Origin of the sequence: Streptomyces sp. ISL-10 (genome assembly GCF_018614575.1) — a bacterium.
In the GTDB taxonomy this organism is placed as follows: domain Bacteria; phylum Actinomycetota; class Actinomycetes; order Streptomycetales; family Streptomycetaceae; genus Streptomyces.
The window spans coordinates 38,110-53,872 of sequence record NZ_JAGGOJ010000002.1; the positions used below are offsets into that span (position 1 = coordinate 38,110).

15 protein-coding genes are annotated in these 15,763 nt (G+C 70.7%); 8 read left to right on the forward strand and 7 right to left on the reverse strand.

Going from position 1 to position 15,763, the window contains the following annotated elements; genetic code table 11:
* Window positions 1-99 precede the first annotated feature (99 nt).
* The 4 genes from J7E88_RS00185 to J7E88_RS00200 form a co-directional block, all read right to left on the reverse strand.
* Window positions 100-1,005 (reverse strand): amino acid ABC transporter permease, encoded by a 906-nt coding sequence (locus J7E88_RS00185; protein WP_215175965.1) that lies wholly within the window; start codon window positions 1,003-1,005, stop codon window positions 100-102.
* A complete protein-coding gene (locus J7E88_RS00190; RefSeq protein WP_215175968.1) occupies window positions 1,002-1,670 on the reverse strand; it encodes an amino acid ABC transporter permease in 669 nt (222 codons plus the stop codon). Before J7E88_RS00190 ends, J7E88_RS00185 begins: the two co-directional genes overlap by 4 nt.
* A gap of 74 nt (window positions 1,671-1,744) precedes the next feature.
* On the reverse strand, window positions 1,745-2,593 hold the full coding sequence (locus J7E88_RS00195) for a glutamate ABC transporter substrate-binding protein (RefSeq protein WP_215175970.1): 849 nt from the start codon (window positions 2,591-2,593) through the stop codon (window positions 1,745-1,747).
* Between the two features lie 66 nt (window positions 2,594-2,659).
* Window positions 2,660-3,445 (reverse strand): amino acid ABC transporter ATP-binding protein, encoded by a 786-nt coding sequence (locus J7E88_RS00200; RefSeq protein ID WP_215175971.1) that lies wholly within the window; start codon window positions 3,443-3,445, stop codon window positions 2,660-2,662.
* A gap of 330 nt (window positions 3,446-3,775) precedes the next feature.
* Between J7E88_RS00200 and J7E88_RS00205 the strand changes: the two genes are divergently transcribed.
* Window positions 3,776-4,483 (forward strand): response regulator transcription factor, encoded by a 708-nt coding sequence (locus J7E88_RS00205; protein ID WP_215175972.1) that lies wholly within the window; start codon window positions 3,776-3,778, stop codon window positions 4,481-4,483.
* 15 nt (window positions 4,484-4,498) lie between these two features.
* Window positions 4,499-5,896, forward strand: a complete 1,398-nt coding sequence (locus J7E88_RS00210; RefSeq protein WP_215175973.1) for a HAMP domain-containing sensor histidine kinase — start codon at window positions 4,499-4,501, stop codon at window positions 5,894-5,896.
* A gap of 262 nt (window positions 5,897-6,158) precedes the next feature.
* On the opposite strand, the gene J7E88_RS00215 is transcribed toward J7E88_RS00210, so the two are convergent.
* The gene (locus tag J7E88_RS00215; RefSeq protein ID WP_215176190.1) at window positions 6,159-7,157 is read right to left on the reverse strand and encodes a TAXI family TRAP transporter solute-binding subunit; all 999 of its coding nucleotides are present in this window, start codon (window positions 7,155-7,157) and stop codon (window positions 6,159-6,161) included.
* A gap of 129 nt (window positions 7,158-7,286) precedes the next feature.
* On the opposite strand from J7E88_RS00215, the gene miaB reads away from it, so the two are divergent.
* Entirely contained in the window at window positions 7,287-8,777 is a 1,491-nt protein-coding gene (gene miaB, locus J7E88_RS00220) for a tRNA (N6-isopentenyl adenosine(37)-C2)-methylthiotransferase MiaB (protein WP_215175975.1), read from the forward strand.
* A gap of 415 nt (window positions 8,778-9,192) precedes the next feature.
* Complete coding sequence (locus tag J7E88_RS00225) at window positions 9,193-9,900, forward strand: class III extradiol dioxygenase subunit B-like domain-containing protein (protein ID WP_215175976.1); 708 nt, start codon at window positions 9,193-9,195, stop codon at window positions 9,898-9,900.
* A 189-nt stretch (window positions 9,901-10,089) separates the two neighbouring features.
* On the opposite strand, the gene J7E88_RS00230 is transcribed toward J7E88_RS00225, so the two are convergent.
* Together J7E88_RS00230 and J7E88_RS00235 are read right to left on the reverse strand one after the other, a co-directional pair.
* Window positions 10,090-10,335: an antitoxin gene (locus J7E88_RS00230; RefSeq protein WP_215175977.1), complete on the reverse strand. Its 246-nt coding sequence runs from the start codon at window positions 10,333-10,335 to the stop codon at window positions 10,090-10,092.
* Between the two features lie 33 nt (window positions 10,336-10,368).
* Window positions 10,369-10,605, reverse strand: a complete 237-nt coding sequence (locus tag J7E88_RS00235; RefSeq protein WP_215175980.1) for a gliding motility protein — start codon at window positions 10,603-10,605, stop codon at window positions 10,369-10,371.
* A 181-nt stretch (window positions 10,606-10,786) separates the two neighbouring features.
* Between J7E88_RS00235 and miaA the strand changes: the two genes are divergently transcribed.
* The 4 genes from miaA to J7E88_RS00255 all read left to right on the forward strand — a co-directional run bounded on the left by miaA (window position 10,787) and on the right by J7E88_RS00255 (window position 15,706).
* Window positions 10,787-11,725 (forward strand): tRNA (adenosine(37)-N6)-dimethylallyltransferase MiaA, encoded by a 939-nt coding sequence (gene miaA, locus J7E88_RS00240; RefSeq protein WP_215175982.1) that lies wholly within the window; start codon window positions 10,787-10,789, stop codon window positions 11,723-11,725.
* Window positions 11,726-11,831: 106 nt separating this feature from the next.
* Window positions 11,832-12,272 (forward strand): hypothetical protein, encoded by a 441-nt coding sequence (locus J7E88_RS00245; protein ID WP_215176191.1) that lies wholly within the window; start codon window positions 11,832-11,834, stop codon window positions 12,270-12,272.
* Window positions 12,273-12,574: 302 nt separating this feature from the next.
* Window positions 12,575-13,489, forward strand: a complete 915-nt coding sequence (gene dapF / locus J7E88_RS00250) for a diaminopimelate epimerase (protein ID WP_215175983.1) — start codon at window positions 12,575-12,577, stop codon at window positions 13,487-13,489.
* Window positions 13,490-13,627: 138 nt separating this feature from the next.
* A complete protein-coding gene (locus J7E88_RS00255; protein WP_215175985.1) occupies window positions 13,628-15,706 on the forward strand; it encodes a bifunctional (p)ppGpp synthetase/guanosine-3',5'-bis(diphosphate) 3'-pyrophosphohydrolase in 2,079 nt (692 codons plus the stop codon).
* Window positions 15,707-15,763 lie beyond the last annotated feature (57 nt).

Below are 15,763 nucleotides of genomic sequence, written 5' to 3' on the forward strand. Positions count from 1 at the left end.
CAACTCACTGCCGGTGCCTGCGTCAAGCGACACCGGGGTGCGGCGAGGGGCGGTGGCCCGTGGCCACCGCCCCTCAGCGGTCGAACATCCGATGAACCGTCAGACGGGCCGCCCGTCGTCGGTCTTGGTGACCCCGGGCTCCCCGACGGGCTCCTCCGCGCCGCCCGGCGCGGTCAGCACCGCTCCGGTGCTCTTCTTGGCCCGTCGCAGCCTGCCCTCCAGCCAGGAGGCGAAGGTCGTGAGCAGCAGGTTGAGGAGGATGAAGACCACCGCGACGACGATGAAGCTCGGGATGGTGTTCGCGTAGTTCGCGGCCAGCGTGCCTTGAGCGCTGAGCAGCTCGGCGAAGGCCAGCAGCGCGCCGCCGAGTGCGGTGTCCTTGACGATCACGACGAGCTGGCTGACCAGCGCCGGCAGCATCGCGGTGACGGACTGCGGGAGCAGCACGTTCGTCATCGTCTGGCCCTTGCGCAGGCCGATCGCCTTGGCGGCCTCCGACTGGCCCTTGGGCAGCGACAGGATGCCTGCCCGTACGACCTCGGCGAGGACCGACGCGTTGTACAGCACCAGGCCTGTGACCACGGCGTACAGCGGGCGGACGTCGCTGCTGATGTCGGTGTAGCTCGAGTAGAACTCGTTCGCGAACAGCATCAGGATCAGGACCGGGATCGCGCGGAAGAACTCCACCACGGCCCCGGCCGGGACGCGGACCCAGCGGTGGTCGGACAGCCGGGCGATGCCGAAGACCGCACCCAGCGGGAGCGCGATGACCATGGCAAGGGCCGCTGCCTTCAGCGTGTTGCCGAGGCCGGGCAGCAGATAGGTCGTCCAGGCCGGAGCCTCGGTGAACGGCTTCCACAGGGACCACTCGAGCTGTCCGTGGTCGGACATGACGCTCAGGGCCCACCAGATGCCCAGCACCAGCAGGGCGAGGAACGCGACCGTGTAGACGATGTTGCGCCGCTTGGCGCGGGGCCCGGGAGCGTCGTAGAGGACCGATGTCATCGCTTCACCGCCATGCGCTTGCCGACCCAGCCGAGGATGAGTCCGGTGGGGAGGGTGAGGACCACGAAGCCGAAGGCGAAGATCGCCGAGATGAGCACCAGTTGTGCCTCGTTCTCGATCATTTCCTTCATCAGCAGAGCCGCCTCCGCGACGCCGATGGCCGCCGCGACCGTGGTGTTCTTGGTGAGGGCGATCAGTACGTTGGTCAACGGGGCGATGACCGAGCGGAACGCCTGCGGAAGCACGATGGTCGTCAGGACCTGCGTGAAGCTCAGACCGAGGGCGCGTGCCGCCTCCGCCTGGCCGACCGGCACGGTGTTGATGCCGGACCGCACGGCTTCGCAGACGAAGGCAGCGGTGTAGGTCGAGAGCCCGAGGACCGCCAGCCGGAACGCCAGCGCGTTGAAGTCGTCGGCCACCCCGAGGGTCATACCGAAGACATCGGCGAGACCGATCGAGGAGAAGACGATGATCACGGTCAGCGGGATGTTCCGGACCACGTTCACGTAGACCGTACCGAACGCGCGCATCAGAGGCACCGGGCTCACCCGCATCGCGGCGAGGACGGTGCCGAGCACCAGGGAGCCGATTCCGGAGAGGACGGTCAGCTTGACCGTCATCCAGAACGCCCCGAGCAAGTCGTAACCTTCAAGAAAGTCGAACACGATCTCCCGCGCTTCCGCGTGTGGGAGGGCCCGGCGCGCCGCCGTCAGCGGCGGCGCGCCTCGTCAGCCCTGCTTCACTTGACGATGTTGCCGATCTCCGGGGCGCGCTCGTTCTGGTAGTTCGCCGGGCCGAAGTTGGCCTTCACGGCCGCGTCCCAGGACTTGTCCTGGACCATCTTCTCGAGGGCGGCGTTGATCTTGTCGACCATCTCCTTGTCGCCCTTCTTGACGCCGATGCCGTAGTTCTCGTTGCTCAGCTTGAGGCCGGCGATCTTGAACTTGCCCTTGTACTGCTCCTGCGCGGCGTAGCCGGCGAGGATCGAGTCGTCCGTGGTCAGCGCGTCGACCTGGCCGCTCTGGAGGGCGCCGAGGCACTGGGAGTACGTGGGGTACTGCCGCAGTTGGGCCTTCGGCGCGAAGTCCTTCTTCACATTCTGCGCGGACGTGGAGCCGGTGACCGAGCAGAGCTTCTTGCCGTTGAGGTCGTCGCCCTTGGTGACGTTGTCGTCGGCGCGGATCAACAGGTCCTGGTGGGCGAGGAGGTACGGGCCGGCGAAGTCGACCTTCTGCTTGCGCTCGTCGGTGATCGAGTACGTGGCGGCGATGAAGTCCACGTCGCCGCGGGCCAGCGCGGTCTCGCGGTCGGCGCTCTTCGTCTCCTTGAACTCGATGTCCTTCTCGTCGTAACCGAGTTCCTTGGCGACGTACTTCGCGACGTCGACGTCGAAGCCGGTGAACTTGCCGTCCGGCGTCTTCAGACCGAGGCCGGGCTGGTCGTACTTGATGCCGACGGTGATCTTCTTGCCGCCGCCATCGGTGCCGGTGCCGGTGCCGCTCTCCTTACTGTCGGAGCCGCAGGCGGTGGCCGACAGGGCGAGCGCGAGAACGGTGGCCGAAGCGGCGGTGACCTTACGAAGCTTCATGATGACTTCCCTAGAGTTTGACGCGAAGTGTTGGATCAGACGCGGTACGGACAACTGATCCAGGACTCAGTGGTGAAGGATCTTCGACAGGAAGTCCTTGGCACGGTCGCTGCGAGGGTTGCTGAAGAACTCCTCGGGCGACGCCTCTTCGACGATCTTGCCGTCCGCCATGAACACGACCCGGTTGGCGGCGGACCGGGCGAAGCCCATCTCATGCGTGACGACCACCATTGTCATCCCGTCACGCGCGAGCTGCTGCATGACCTCGAGGACCTCGTTGATCATCTCGGGGTCGAGCGCCGACGTCGGCTCGTCGAAGAGCATGACCTTGGGGTCCATGGCAAGCGCCCGTGCGATCGCCACACGCTGCTGCTGGCCACCGGAGAGCTGAGCGGGATACTTGTCGGCCTGCGCCGCGACCCCCACCCGGTCGAGCAGCGCCCGCGCCTTCTCGTCGGCGGCCTTCTTGTCCATCTTGCGCACCTTGACCTGGCCGAGCGTCACGTTCTCCAGCACGGTCTTGTGCGCGAACAGGTTGAACGACTGGAACACCATGCCCACGTCGGCGCGGAGCCGTGCGAGCTCCTTGCCTTCGTGGGGCAGCGGCTTGCCATCGATCGTGATGGTGCCGGAGTCGATCGTCTCCAGGCGGTTGATCGTGCGGCACAGCGTGGACTTTCCGGACCCGGACGGTCCGATCACCACGACGACTTCGCCGCGCGTGATCGTCAGGTCGATGTCCTGGAGCACATGCAGCGCGCCGAAGTGCTTGTTCACGTCGCTCAGTACGACCAGGTCGCCCGCAGCGGATACGGCTTCGTCTGCGCCCTTGGTCACTGACACTCCGCTCATCGGCTTCTTGCTCCGTCCTCCTCGGTTGCTGAGGACCCTAATCACGCGCTGCGACCACAGTCATTACATCTGAGGGGAAATTGAGCATAACGATCGGGCCGCAATCGGACACTCTGCGTGAACAGGGCGGTGGTCAGCGTACCGGGTAGGTAACAGAAACCACTGTGTAACAGGATGCCCCTTGACTCCTTGCTGGCGCATCGGCGTTCATGCCCTGTTGGATGCCGCGACAACGCTCTGACACCCTGACGTCGGCGCCGACCATCCGACGTCCTTGCAGATCGCCGCATCATCGACCGTACGACCACCGCACACGAACGTAGGGGGGCCATGAGGCTGCTGCTCGTCGAGGACGACGACCACGTCGCCGCCGCCCTGTCCGCGGTGCTGGCGAGGCACGGGTTCCAGGTCGTCCACGCCCGCAACGGTGAAGAGGCGCTGCGCGCGGTGCTGCCCGACAGCCACCCGGACAAGCAGCCCTTCGGCGTCGTGCTCCTCGATCTCGGCCTCCCCGACCAGGACGGCTACCAGGTCTGCGGCAAGCTGCGGAAGCTCACCTCCACACCCGTGATCATGGTGACCGCGCGCTCGGACGTCCGGTCCCGCATCCACGGGCTCAACCTGGGCGCCGACGACTACGTGGTCAAGCCGTACGACACCGGTGAGCTGCTGGCCCGTATCCACGCGGTCAGCCGGCGGACCGGAGCCACCGACGACGCCCAGCAGGGCGCCACGGGCGAGGCCCTGCGGCTCGGCCCGGTCGTCATCGAGCTGCCGACCCGGCGCGTCAGCGTGGACGGCGCAGATGTCCAGCTCACCCGCAAGGAGTTCGATCTGCTGGCGCTCCTCGCCCAGCGGCCCGGAGTCGTCTTCCGGCGCGAGCAGATCATCAGCGAGGTCTGGCGCACCAGCTGGGAGGGAACCGGCCGCACGCTGGAGGTGCACGTCGCGTCCCTGCGGTCCAAGCTGCGCATGCCGGCGCTGATCGAGACCGTGCGCGGCGTCGGGTACCGGCTCGTCGCGCCCGCCGGGGCGTAGGGCAGGCCGTTCCCCGTGCGTACCCGACTGCTCCCGCTGCTCATCGTGCTCATGGCCGGCGTGCTGCTCGCGCTCGGCTTCCCGCTGGCCGTGAGCCTCGCCGCCGCGCAGCAGCAGCGGGTCGTGGTCGACCGGATCGACGACACCGTGCGCTTCGCGGCGCTCGCGCAGTTCGTCACCAAGGGGCCGGCGGTGACGGACGAGCGCCGCTCCACCCTCCAGGAACAGCTCGATCGGTACTACGACACCTACGGCATCCGCGCGGGCGTCTTCTACCGGGAGATGAACTCCATGGCGCGCGCGCCGCAGACCTGGGTGCTGCCGGGAGAGGGGGACGGCCGGGAGGCGTTCGAGGAGGCGCTCGCCGGCCGGCGCAGCGAGGATCCTCCGCAGGTCTGGCCCTGGCAGCGGGGCGAGCGGCTCGTCGTCGCCTCTCCGGTCGTCCGGGACGGAGATGTCGTCGCCGTCGTCTTCACCGACTCGCCCACCGGTCACCTGCGTTCACGCATCCTGCAGGGCTGGCTGCTCATCGCGGCCGGCGAGAGCGCGGCGATGCTCCTGGCCGTGGGGGCCGCGTTCCGGCTCACCGGCTGGGTGCTGCGGCCCGTACGCGTCCTGGACGCGGCCACGCACGACATCGCCACGGGCCGGATGAACTCCCGCGTCGCCGCCGCCGGCGGCCCGCCGGAACTCAGGCGGCTCGCCCGCTCCTTCAACGAGATGGCCGACAACGTCGAGGAAGTGCTCGAACAGCAGCGTGCATTCGTCGCCGACGCCTCCCACCAATTGCGCAACCCCCTGGCCGCCCTCCTGCTGCGCATCGAGCTCCTCGCGCTGGAGCTGCCGGCGGGCAACGAGGAGATCGCCTCCGTGCGCACGGAGGGCAAGCGCCTCGCGCAGGTCCTCGACGACCTCCTGGACCTGGCGCTGGCCGAACACGCCGCCGCGGACCTCCAGCTGACCGACATCGGTGAGCTGGCGGCCGAGCGGGTCGCCGCGTGGCGGCCCCTCGCGGACGAGAAGGGCGTGGTGCTGGGCGGGGCCACGGCACCGGTCACGGCATGGGTGGATCCGGTGGCGCTCTCCAGCGCCCTGGACGCGGTGATCGACAATGCCCTGAAGTTCACGCCGCGGGGGGAGCCGGTCACCGTCGACGTCACGTCGAACGGCGACACATCCACGATCGTGGTGACGGACTGCGGGCCGGGGCTGACGGACGAGGAGCTGTCCCGTGTCGGCGACCGCTTCTGGCGCAGCGGCCGTCACCAGAACGTGACGGGGTCGGGCCTGGGCCTCTCCATCGCCCGTGCGCTGCTGATGGCGGGCGGCGGCTCGATCGACTACGCCCACCACGAGCCCCGCGGCCTGCGCGTGACGGTGACGGTGCCGCGCACGCCGCCGGGCGGTGAGTGATACCCGGGTCGTTTGCCGGGGTGAGTGACACCGGGCCGTACGCCGGGGGCGGGTGTGCCCGAGCCGGCGCGGGTGGCGGTGGCGCGTGCGGGCGGGTGGCGGTGGCGGGCGCGGATGTCGGTGGCGTGTGTAGGCGCGGGTGGCGGTGGCGCGTGCGGGCGGGTGGCGGGCGCGGATGTCGGTGGCGCGTGTAGGCGCGGGTGGCGTGTGCGTTCCGGCCCGACGCGGCCCTGTCGCGCGGCCGGGGGCAGCGCCCGGGCCGTTACGGCTTGGCCGAGCGGTAGTAGCGCCGGGCGCCGTCGTGCAGTGGCAGCGGAGCCGTGTAGACCGCGGTGCGCAGATCCACCAGCTGGGCGGGATGCACCGTGTTGCCGATGTGGTCGCGGCTGTCGATCACCGTCCGCGTGAAGCCCTCCGTCATCGCCGGATCGGTCCTGTCCGTGGTCACCAGAAGGTTCGCGACCGCGATCGTGGAGACGGGCGTACCGCCCTGCGCCTGGAGATACGCGTCCGCAGGCATCACCGCGGAGCGGTAGTAGCTGGTCGAGTCGCCCGTGGCGTGCAGTTTGTCGACGACCTCCGCCTCGAGCGGGACGAGCCGGATGTCGAACCGCTCGGACAGTTCCTGCACGGTGTTCGTGGGCAGACCGCCCGACCAGAAGAACGCGTCCAGGCTGCCGTTCTCCAGCCGCCCCGGCATGGTGTCTATCCCGGCGGGGACGGGGGTGATGTCCTGTTGCGGATCCAGTCCCGCGGCGGTCATCAGCCGGTCGGCGACCAGCCGGACCCCCGACCCCTGCTGGCCGACGCCCACCACCTTGCCCCGCAGGTCGCGCACCGACGAGACCGGCGACTTCTGCGGCACGATCAGGTGCACGTAGTCGTCGTAGAGCCGCGCGCAGCCTCGCAGCCGGTCGGCGCCCGGCAGACCGTCCCGCTTGTACGTCGCGACCGCGTCGGCCGTGGCGATGGTGAAGTCCGCCTCGCCGGACGCCACGCGCGCGAGGTTCTGCTGCGACCCCTCGCTGGTGATCAGATCGATCTCCACGTCGGGCATGTCCTTGGCGAGTGCCTCTTCCAGCAGCACGCCGTACCGCTGATAGACGCCGCTGCGCGACCCCGTGCTGAAGGTCAGCTCGCCGCTCGGCGACGTCCGCCCGAAGGGCAGCAGCCACCACGCGAGCAGCCCGAAGGCGACAAGGGCGGCCGTCGCCGCCGTGAGGGCACGGCGGCGGCTGATGCGGAGGCCGACGGGGAGCATGGCGCGATCCTGCCAGCTCACCGGCCGTACTGGCCAGGCCCCTCCGGTGCGCACCGGGTCGGCCCCGCCGCCGGGGTCCGCGAAGGCAGAGGCGTAGCGGCACGGCGACCCCGTACCCTGGTGGGCGCGATGAGTGCGAAAACTTACGAGGTGCGCACCTACGGGTGCCAGATGAACGTCCACGACTCCGAGCGGCTGTCGGGCCTGCTGGAGGACGCCGGTTACGTGCGGGCTCCCGACGGCGCCGACGGTGACGCCGACGTCGTCGTCTTCAACACCTGTGCGGTGCGGGAGAACGCCGACAACAAGCTCTACGGCAATCTCGGCCGTCTCGCGCCGATGAAGGCCAGGCGCCCCGGGATGCAGATCGCCGTCGGCGGCTGCCTCGCCCAGAAGGACCGCGACACCATCGTCACCAAGGCGCCGTGGGTCGACGTCGTCTTCGGTACGCACAACATCGGCAAGCTCCCCGTGCTGCTCGAGCGCGCCCGCGTCCACGAAGAGGCGCAGGTGGAGATCGCCGAGTCGCTGGAGGCCTTCCCCTCGACGCTGCCGACCCGCCGCGAGTCCGCGTACGCCGCCTGGGTCTCGATCTCCGTCGGCTGCAACAACACCTGCACCTTCTGCATCGTCCCCGCCCTGCGAGGCAAGGAGAAGGACCGCAGGCCCGGCGACATCCTGGCCGAGATCGAGGCACTCGTCGCAGAAGGCGTCTCCGAGATCACCCTGCTCGGCCAGAACGTCAACGCCTACGGCTCCGACATCGGCGACCGCGAGGCGTTCAGCAAGCTGCTGCGGGCCTGCGGGAAGATCGAGGGTTTGGAGCGGGTCCGGTTCACCTCCCCCCACCCGCGCGACTTCACCGACGACGTCATCGCGGCCATGGCCGAGACGCCGAACGCGATGCCGCAGCTGCACATGCCGCTGCAGTCCGGGTCGGACACGATCCTCAAGGCGATGCGGCGCTCGTACCGGCAGGAGCGTTTCCTCGGGATCATCGAGAAGGTGCGCGCGGCCATTCCGCACGCCGCCATCTCCACCGACATCATCGTGGGCTTCCCCGGCGAGACCGAGGAGGACTTCGAGCAGACGATGCACACCGTGCGCGAGGCCCGTTTCGCCAACGCCTTCACCTTCCAGTACTCCAAGCGACCCGGCACGCCCGCGGCGACCATGGAGAACCAGGTCCCCAAGGAGGTCGTCCAGGAGCGCTACATGCGTCTGGTCGCCCTGCAGGAGGAGATTTCCTGGGAGGAGAACAAGAAGCAGGTCGGGCGCACCCTCGAGGTCATGGTCGCCGAGGGCGAGGGCCGCAAGGACGGCGCCACGCACCGGCTCTCCGGCCGCGCGCCCGACAACCGCCTCGTCCACTTCACCAAGCCGGACGCCGAGGTGCGTCCCGGTGACGTCGTGACGGTCGAGATCACATACGCCGCTCCGCACCACCTCCTCGCGGAGGGTGTGGTGACGTCCGTACGCCGCACCCGCGCGGGCGACGCGTGGGCGCAGCGCAACGCGGCGGAGGCCGCGAAGCCGACCGGTGTGATGCTCGGCCTGCCGAAGATCGGCGCCCCGGAACCGCTGCCCGCGGCTGCTGCACCGGGCTGCGGCTGCGACTGACCCCCCCTGTCAGCCGTTGCCTCGGCGGGCGGCCACGATCGTGTCCGGCACGCGCGTGCCGGACATGCCGATCGCACCCGACGCGCCGCTCGTATGCGGCGGTCGCCGGGGTGGGGCCGTGCGGTGTGCATCGCGCGATGCGGTGGTCACTGTGGTGGATCCCTGCGGTGGGTCCCTGCGGGGTCTGCTCGCGCTGCGGTAGGGCCAATGCGGTGTGCCTCTTGCCATGCGACGGTCACTGCGACCGTGATCGGGCGGACCTCGTTCCGGGACCGCGGCCCCGTTCTGCGGCGCGCAGGCGCTCCTGACGGGCCGCGTGCCACTCTCCGACCAGGGTCTTCCGCGGCCGCGGCCGCTCACTGGGGTGCGCCGGGTCGCCGACCCGGTGGCACGTGCACGCACTAGGCTGCCGATCATGCTCGTCGCCGCCGCCGTGTGCCCTTGCCCGCCCCTCCTGGTGCCCGACATCGCTGCCGGAGCCGCACCCGAACTCGACACCGCCCGCGAGGCGTGCGCCGACGCCGTGGGCCTGATCGCCGCTGCTCGGCCCGACCTGCTGCTCGTGGTCGGACCGGCCGCGGAGGCCGAGCACGGCACGTACCCGGCGGGATCGCGCGGCTCCTTCTGGAGCTTCGGCGAGGATCTCTCCGTATGTCTGGGCGTGGGGCCTGAGCAGGAACGGCAGCTGCCTCCCTCGCTCGCCGTCGCGGCATGGCTGCTCAGGCGTGCGAATTGGGCGGCCTGTCCGGTGGAGGGCCTCGGCGTGGACGACCGGCTCGTCGGCGAACGCTGCGCCGCGCTCGGGCGCGAGGCCGCCGAGCGGAGCGAGCGGGTCGCGATGCTGGTGATGGGCGACGGCAGTGCCTGCCGGACGCTCAAGGCCCCGGGGTACCTCGACGAACGTGCGGCGGGCTTCGACCGGGACGCCGCTCGGGCGCTGGGCGCGGCGGATGCCGAGGCACTGATGGTGCTGGACGAGTCGCTGGCCCGGGAGCTCAAGGCCGCCGGCCGCGCCCCCTGGCAGGTGCTCGCGGGCGCCGCGCGGGGGGCGGGACTCGAGGGCCGCCTGCTGTACGAGGACGCACCGTACGGGGTGGGCTACTTCGTCGCGACCTGGTCCTGACCACCGCGCAGGCCGACCGGGCGCCATGGCCGGAACCGGTCCGGGCCTGCCCCACCGGCCCTGGCACGGCCCTACCGCCGCGGCAGCGCGCCGGCCGGGAGGGCCCCCGGCCGCGCCCACGTGCCGGCGCCGCATCTCGCGAAGACGGACGGCCGCGGAGCATGCGCTCCGCGGCCGTCCTTGTTCACCTCAGGCTGCCGGCGGCGTCGTGCCGGGGCCCTTCTCGTCGCGGTGCGCGATGCGGCCCAGGGCCTCCTTGGCCTTGCCTGTACCCGTCTCGATCTTGCTGCTGTACTTGCCCTTGGTCTTGTCGTCGACCGTCTTGGCGGCCCTGTCCAGGCCCTTCTCGATCCTGCCCTCGTGCTGCTGGGCCAGGTCGGTGACCTTGTCCTTGGCCGGGGCGAGCTTGGCCTTCAGGGTGTCCAGGAAGCCCATGGTCCACCTTCCCTCGTCATCCCGTATGGGGCACTACTTCCGGGCGCTTTCTCCGGCCTCGCTGTCCGCCGCTTCCTCGGCGGACTGCTGCTTGGGGATGTCCACCCCCGTGGCGGCCGTCTCCTCGGCGAGCGTGCCATCTGCATCGGCTTGGGAGTCGGACGGGGCGCCGGCCGGGGGCTCCGCCGCCACGGTGGCGAGGGGTGCCTCCTGGTCCGACGCCTCGGCGGTCGCCACAGACTTACCGCGGAACCATGAAAAAACGCCCATATCTGCTCCATAGCGTACTCGTGCGGGCGAAGTTCCGCGCCGCCCGGAGCGTTCCATTGCGCCGCTCGCGGGTACCGGCCCGAAACCGGCGTCCGGAACCTCGCAACAGGCAACGACCCCCGCCGCCTGCCGTCACTTCGCTCGTTCGGGGAGCGGCGCCGGGGTTTGCGAGACTGGGGCGGTGAGAAGTGCAGCTCCCGCACCGCGGGTCATCGCCGTCGTCGGTCCCACCGCGGCCGGAAAGTCCGATCTTGGGGTCTTCCTGGCCCAGCGGCTGGACGGCGAAGTCGTCAACGCCGACTCCATGCAGCTCTACCGTGGGATGGACATCGGCACCGCCAAGCTGACGGTCGAGGAGCGCCACGGCGTCCCGCACCGGCTGCTCGACATCTGGGACGTCACGGAGACGGCGAGCGTCGCCGAGTACCAGCGGCTGGCCAGGGCGGAGATCGACCGGCTGCTCGCCGAGGGCCGCACACCCGTCCTGGTGGGTGGTTCGGGGCTGTACGTGCGCGGGGCGATCGACGCCCTCGAATTCCCGGGAACCGACCCCGATGTGCGGGCCCGGCTGGAGGAGGAGCTGACCTTGCGCGGCTCCGGGGCACTCCACGCCCGTCTCGCCGTCGCCGACCCCGCTGCGGGCCGCGCGATCCTGCCGGGCAACGGGCGTCGCATCGTCAGGGCCCTCGAGGTCATCGAGATCACGGGCAAGCCCTTCACGGCCAACCTCCCGGGCCACGACTCCGTCTACGACACCGTGCAGATCGGCGTCGACGTCGGGCGGCCGGAGCTCGACGAGCGCATCGCCCTGCGCGTGGACCGCATGTGGGAGGCCGGGCTCGTCGAGGAAGTACGCGCCCTTGCGGAGCAGGGGCTCCGCGAGGGGCGCACCGCGTCCCGCGCGCTGGGCTATCAGCAGGTGCTCTCCGCGCTCGCGGGGGAGTGCACCGAACTCCAGGCGCGCGAGGAGACCGTGCGCGCCACGAAACGCTTCGCACGCCGACAGGACTCCTGGTTCCGGCGCGATCCGCGGGTGCGCTGGCTCAGCGGCGCGACTGAGGACCGGGAGGAACTTCCGCAGCATGCGCTGGCGTTGATCGAACGAGCGGTCACAGCCTGATCACGTGATGGCATCGGGACGCTCCGCCCGTCATATCGGCCACCTGGAGCGTGCCATCATCGAGCATCGATCGACAGCTGAGTCCGAGTTGGGAGGGCGCGTGGCGATGGAGGCCGGCCCTCGCGACACCGAGCGGGAGCGCCGAGATGCCGCCGAAGGCACCTCGGGGCTGAGCCCGGATGGTCCCGACGAGCAGGACGTGCTCGCCGACGAGGTCGAGGTGGAGCTCCGCCCGCAGCGGCGCCTGCGCATCTGGCAGCTCGCCCCGATCGTCGCGCTCGCCGCTGTCGGCTCCCTGATGTTCGCCTTCCCGCTCGCCTTCGGCACGGGGGACGGCGGGGCGGTGGTCGCCATGCTCGGCCTGCTGATCAGCTGCTGCGCGGCCGGCTGGGGCGTGATGGCGGCCCGTCGCGTCGGGCACACCTGGCCCGGCCTGCCCGCCCGTGGCTCCGGCGAGCGTCCGGACTGGCGCGTCCTGGCTCTGTATGTGGGCGTGGGTGCGGTCCTCGTCGCCCTCGCGGTGTGGCGGGTGGCCCGCCTGCGCTGAGCCGGCGCACCGGGGGTCGGATGCCTGCGTGAGCGGCGCTCACCGGACCCGTATGCCTGAGCTGAGCGGCACCGCACGTGCTGCGCCTGCGCCGGTCGTACGTCCGCCCGCGCGCGCCCGTGCCGCGCCGTGCACCGCATCCGCTTACGCCGCGCATCATGCACCCGTGCCGAGGGCGCCTCGACCGACCAGCGCCGAGCACGGCCCTGCCGCCCGGCGCGGCTCTCGCCCGGCTGCCTCCCCATCCACCAACGACCCCTCCCCATCCACCGGACGACCCGCTGTCGGACCGTCCTCGTACGATGGTGGGCGTGACCATCTCGCAGACCTCCCCCATCCCCTTCCTCAAGGGCCACGGCACCGAGAACGACTTCGTGATCGTCCCGGACCCGGACAACGGCATCGACCTGCCGGCGGCGGCCGTCGCCAGGCTGTGCGACCGCCGGGCCGGTATCGGCGGTGACGGACTGCTGCACGTGGTGCGCTCGGCGGCTCACCCCGAGGCCCGGAGCATGGCGGACGAGGCCGAGTGGTTCATGGACTACCGCAACGCCGACGGCTCCGTCGTGGAGATGTGCGGAAACGGCGTCCGGGTCTTCGCCCGCTACCTCCAGCGTGTCGGCCACACCGAGGCCGGAGACATCGCCGTGGCGACCCGTGGCGGCGTCAAGAAGGTCCACATCGCCAAGACGCCGGCCGGCACCGGTGCCGACGCCGGTGACATCACCGTCTCCATGGGGCGCGCACTGCTCCCCGAGGACGGCGTGACCGTCACGGTCGGCGACCGCAGCTGGCCCGCGAGGAATGTGAACATGGGCAACCCTCACGCGGTCGCGTTCGTCGACCGTCTTGACCACGCGGGGAATCTGCACGCGGCGCCCCCGTTCAGCCCGGCGTCGGTCTACCCGGACGGGGTGAACGTGGAGTTCGTCGTCGACCGCGGTGAGCGTCACGTCGCCATGCGCGTGCACGAACGGGGGTCCGGCGAGACGCGTTCCTGCGGTACGGGGGCGTGCGCGGTCGCCGTCGCGGCGGCCCGCAGGGATGGCGTGGACCCGGCCGTCACCGGCACCCCCGTCACGTACACGGTGGACCTGCCCGGCGGCCGCCTCGTCATCACCGAGCGGCCCGATGGGGAGATCGAGATGACCGGACCGGCCGTGATCGTCGCCGAGGGATACATCGAGCCGGCCCTCCTCCAAGCCGTGCTCGCATAGAGCTTCGCTCGAATGGGTGATCCGGTTCACGCTGGGCGAGAGCGGGACTGCGCCACGTGGTGGGCTCGGTAGCATCAAGCACCGGCCCGGAGGCACGATCTGACCTTCCATCGCCGGTCGAAGCAGCCGGAGGTGCCCATGAGTGCAGAGGCCGCCAACCCTGGTGCCCACAGCCGCAGGCGCGGCCGTCCCAGGATCGACCTCCGCCGGATCGGCCGCGCCGCGCTGCTGGGCCCCACCGGGCGTGACCGTCTCCCCGACGCGATCGGACATGTCGTCGACGCGCACCGCGCACACCATCCGGACGCCGATCTCGCCCAGTTGCACAAGGCGTATGTGCTGGCGGAGTCGTCCCACCGCGGGCAGTTCCGCAAGAGCGGCGAGCCGTACATCACCCATCCCCTCGCCGTCACGCTCATCCTCGCCGAACTGGGCGCGGAGACCACCACGTTGACAGCTTCGCTGCTGCACGACACCGTCGAGGACACCGAGGTGACGCTCGATCAGGTGAAGGCCGAGTTCGGTGCCGAGGTCGCCTACCTCGTCGACGGTGTCACCAAACTCGAGAAGGTCGACTACGGTGCCGCCGCCGAACCGGAGACGTTCCGCAAGATGCTCGTCGCCACCGGCAACGACGTCCGCGTGATGTCGATCAAACTCGCCGACCGGCTGCACAACATGCGCACCCTCGGCGTCATGCGCCCCGAGAAGCAGGCGCGCATCGCCAAGGTGACCCGTGACGTCCTCATCCCCCTCGCCGAGCGGCTCGGTGTCCAGGCGCTGAAGACCGAACTGGAGGATCTGGTCTTCGCGATCCTGCACCCCGAGGAGTACGAGCGCACGCGCGCCCTCATCGCCGAGAACGCCACGGCGTGCAACGCACTCGCCACCATCGCCGAGGACTTCCGGACCGTGCTGCGCGACGCCGGTATCACGGCCGAAGTCCTCATCAGACCCCGGCACTTCGTGTCCGTGCACCGTGTCTGTCTCAAACGTTCCGAGGTGCGCAGCACCGACTTCGGGCGCGTACTCGTCCTCGTCGCCGAGGACGCCGACTGCTACGGGGTGCTCGGCGAGCTGCACACCTGCTTCACGCCGGTGATCTCCGAGTTCAAGGACTTCATCGCCGCCCCCAAGTTCAACCTGTACCAGTCGCTGCACACGGCCGTCGCGGGCCCGGACGGCGCCGTCGCCGAAGTCCTCATCCGTACCCACCAGATGCACCGGGTGGCCGAGGCCGGGGTGGTCGCGCTCGGAAATCCGTACGTGCCGACCGAGGGCGCGGAGCCGCTCGACGGCGAGCGCGCCGATCCGACCAGGCCCGGCTGGCTGTCCCGGCTCCTCGAATGGCAGCAGTCCACACCCGACCCGGACACCTTCTGGACCTCCCTGCGCGCGGACCTGGCGCAGGACAAGGAGATCACCATCTTCCGGGCCGACGGCCGGGCGCTCGGCCTGCCGGCCGGTGCCACCTGTGTCGACGCGGCCTACGCCCAGTACGGCGAGGAGGCGCACGCCTGTATCGGCGCCCGCGTCAACGGCCGCCTGGCGACCCTGAGCACCCAGCTCAACGACGGCGACACCGTGCACGTCCTGCTTGCCCAGGACGCCTCCTCGGGCCCGTCGCCGGACTGGCTCGACCACGCCCGCACCCCCGCCGCACGGATCGCCATCAGCGGCTGGCTCGAAGCCCACCCCGAGGGCGTGAGCGCCCAGGCCGCCGCTCCCCGGCACCCCGCCCCACGCGCGGCCGACCGGCCGGCCTCGGTGAACGCTGTCGTCGACCTTCCGGGCGCGACGGTACGGCTCGCCGGCTGCTGTACGCCCGTCCCGCCCGACACCGTCACCGGCTTCGCCGTTCGCGGCGGCGCGGTGACCGTCCACCGTGCGGAATGTCCCGCGGTGGCCCGCATGGAAAGCGTCGGCCGCGCGCCGGTGAACGTGCGCTGGGGCGACGGCTCCGAGTGCCGGGTCACCCTGGTCGCCGAATCGTTCGGCCGGCCCCGGCTGCTCGCCGACCTCACCGAGGTCATCGCGGGCGAGGGCGCGGCCATCGTCTCGGCCACGGTCGAACCGCCGAGCCAGCAGCGCGTACGGCACACGTACACCCTGCAACTGCCCGACGCCGCCGGACTTCCCGCCCTGATGCGCGCCATGCGCGACGTCCCGGGCGTGTACGACGTCAGCAGGACCCAGCATCCGGCCGCCACCGCCTGACCTCGTTCGGGTGGGGACGCGGCCCGCCGTCGCGTGCCGTCGTGGCAGCCCAGGAGT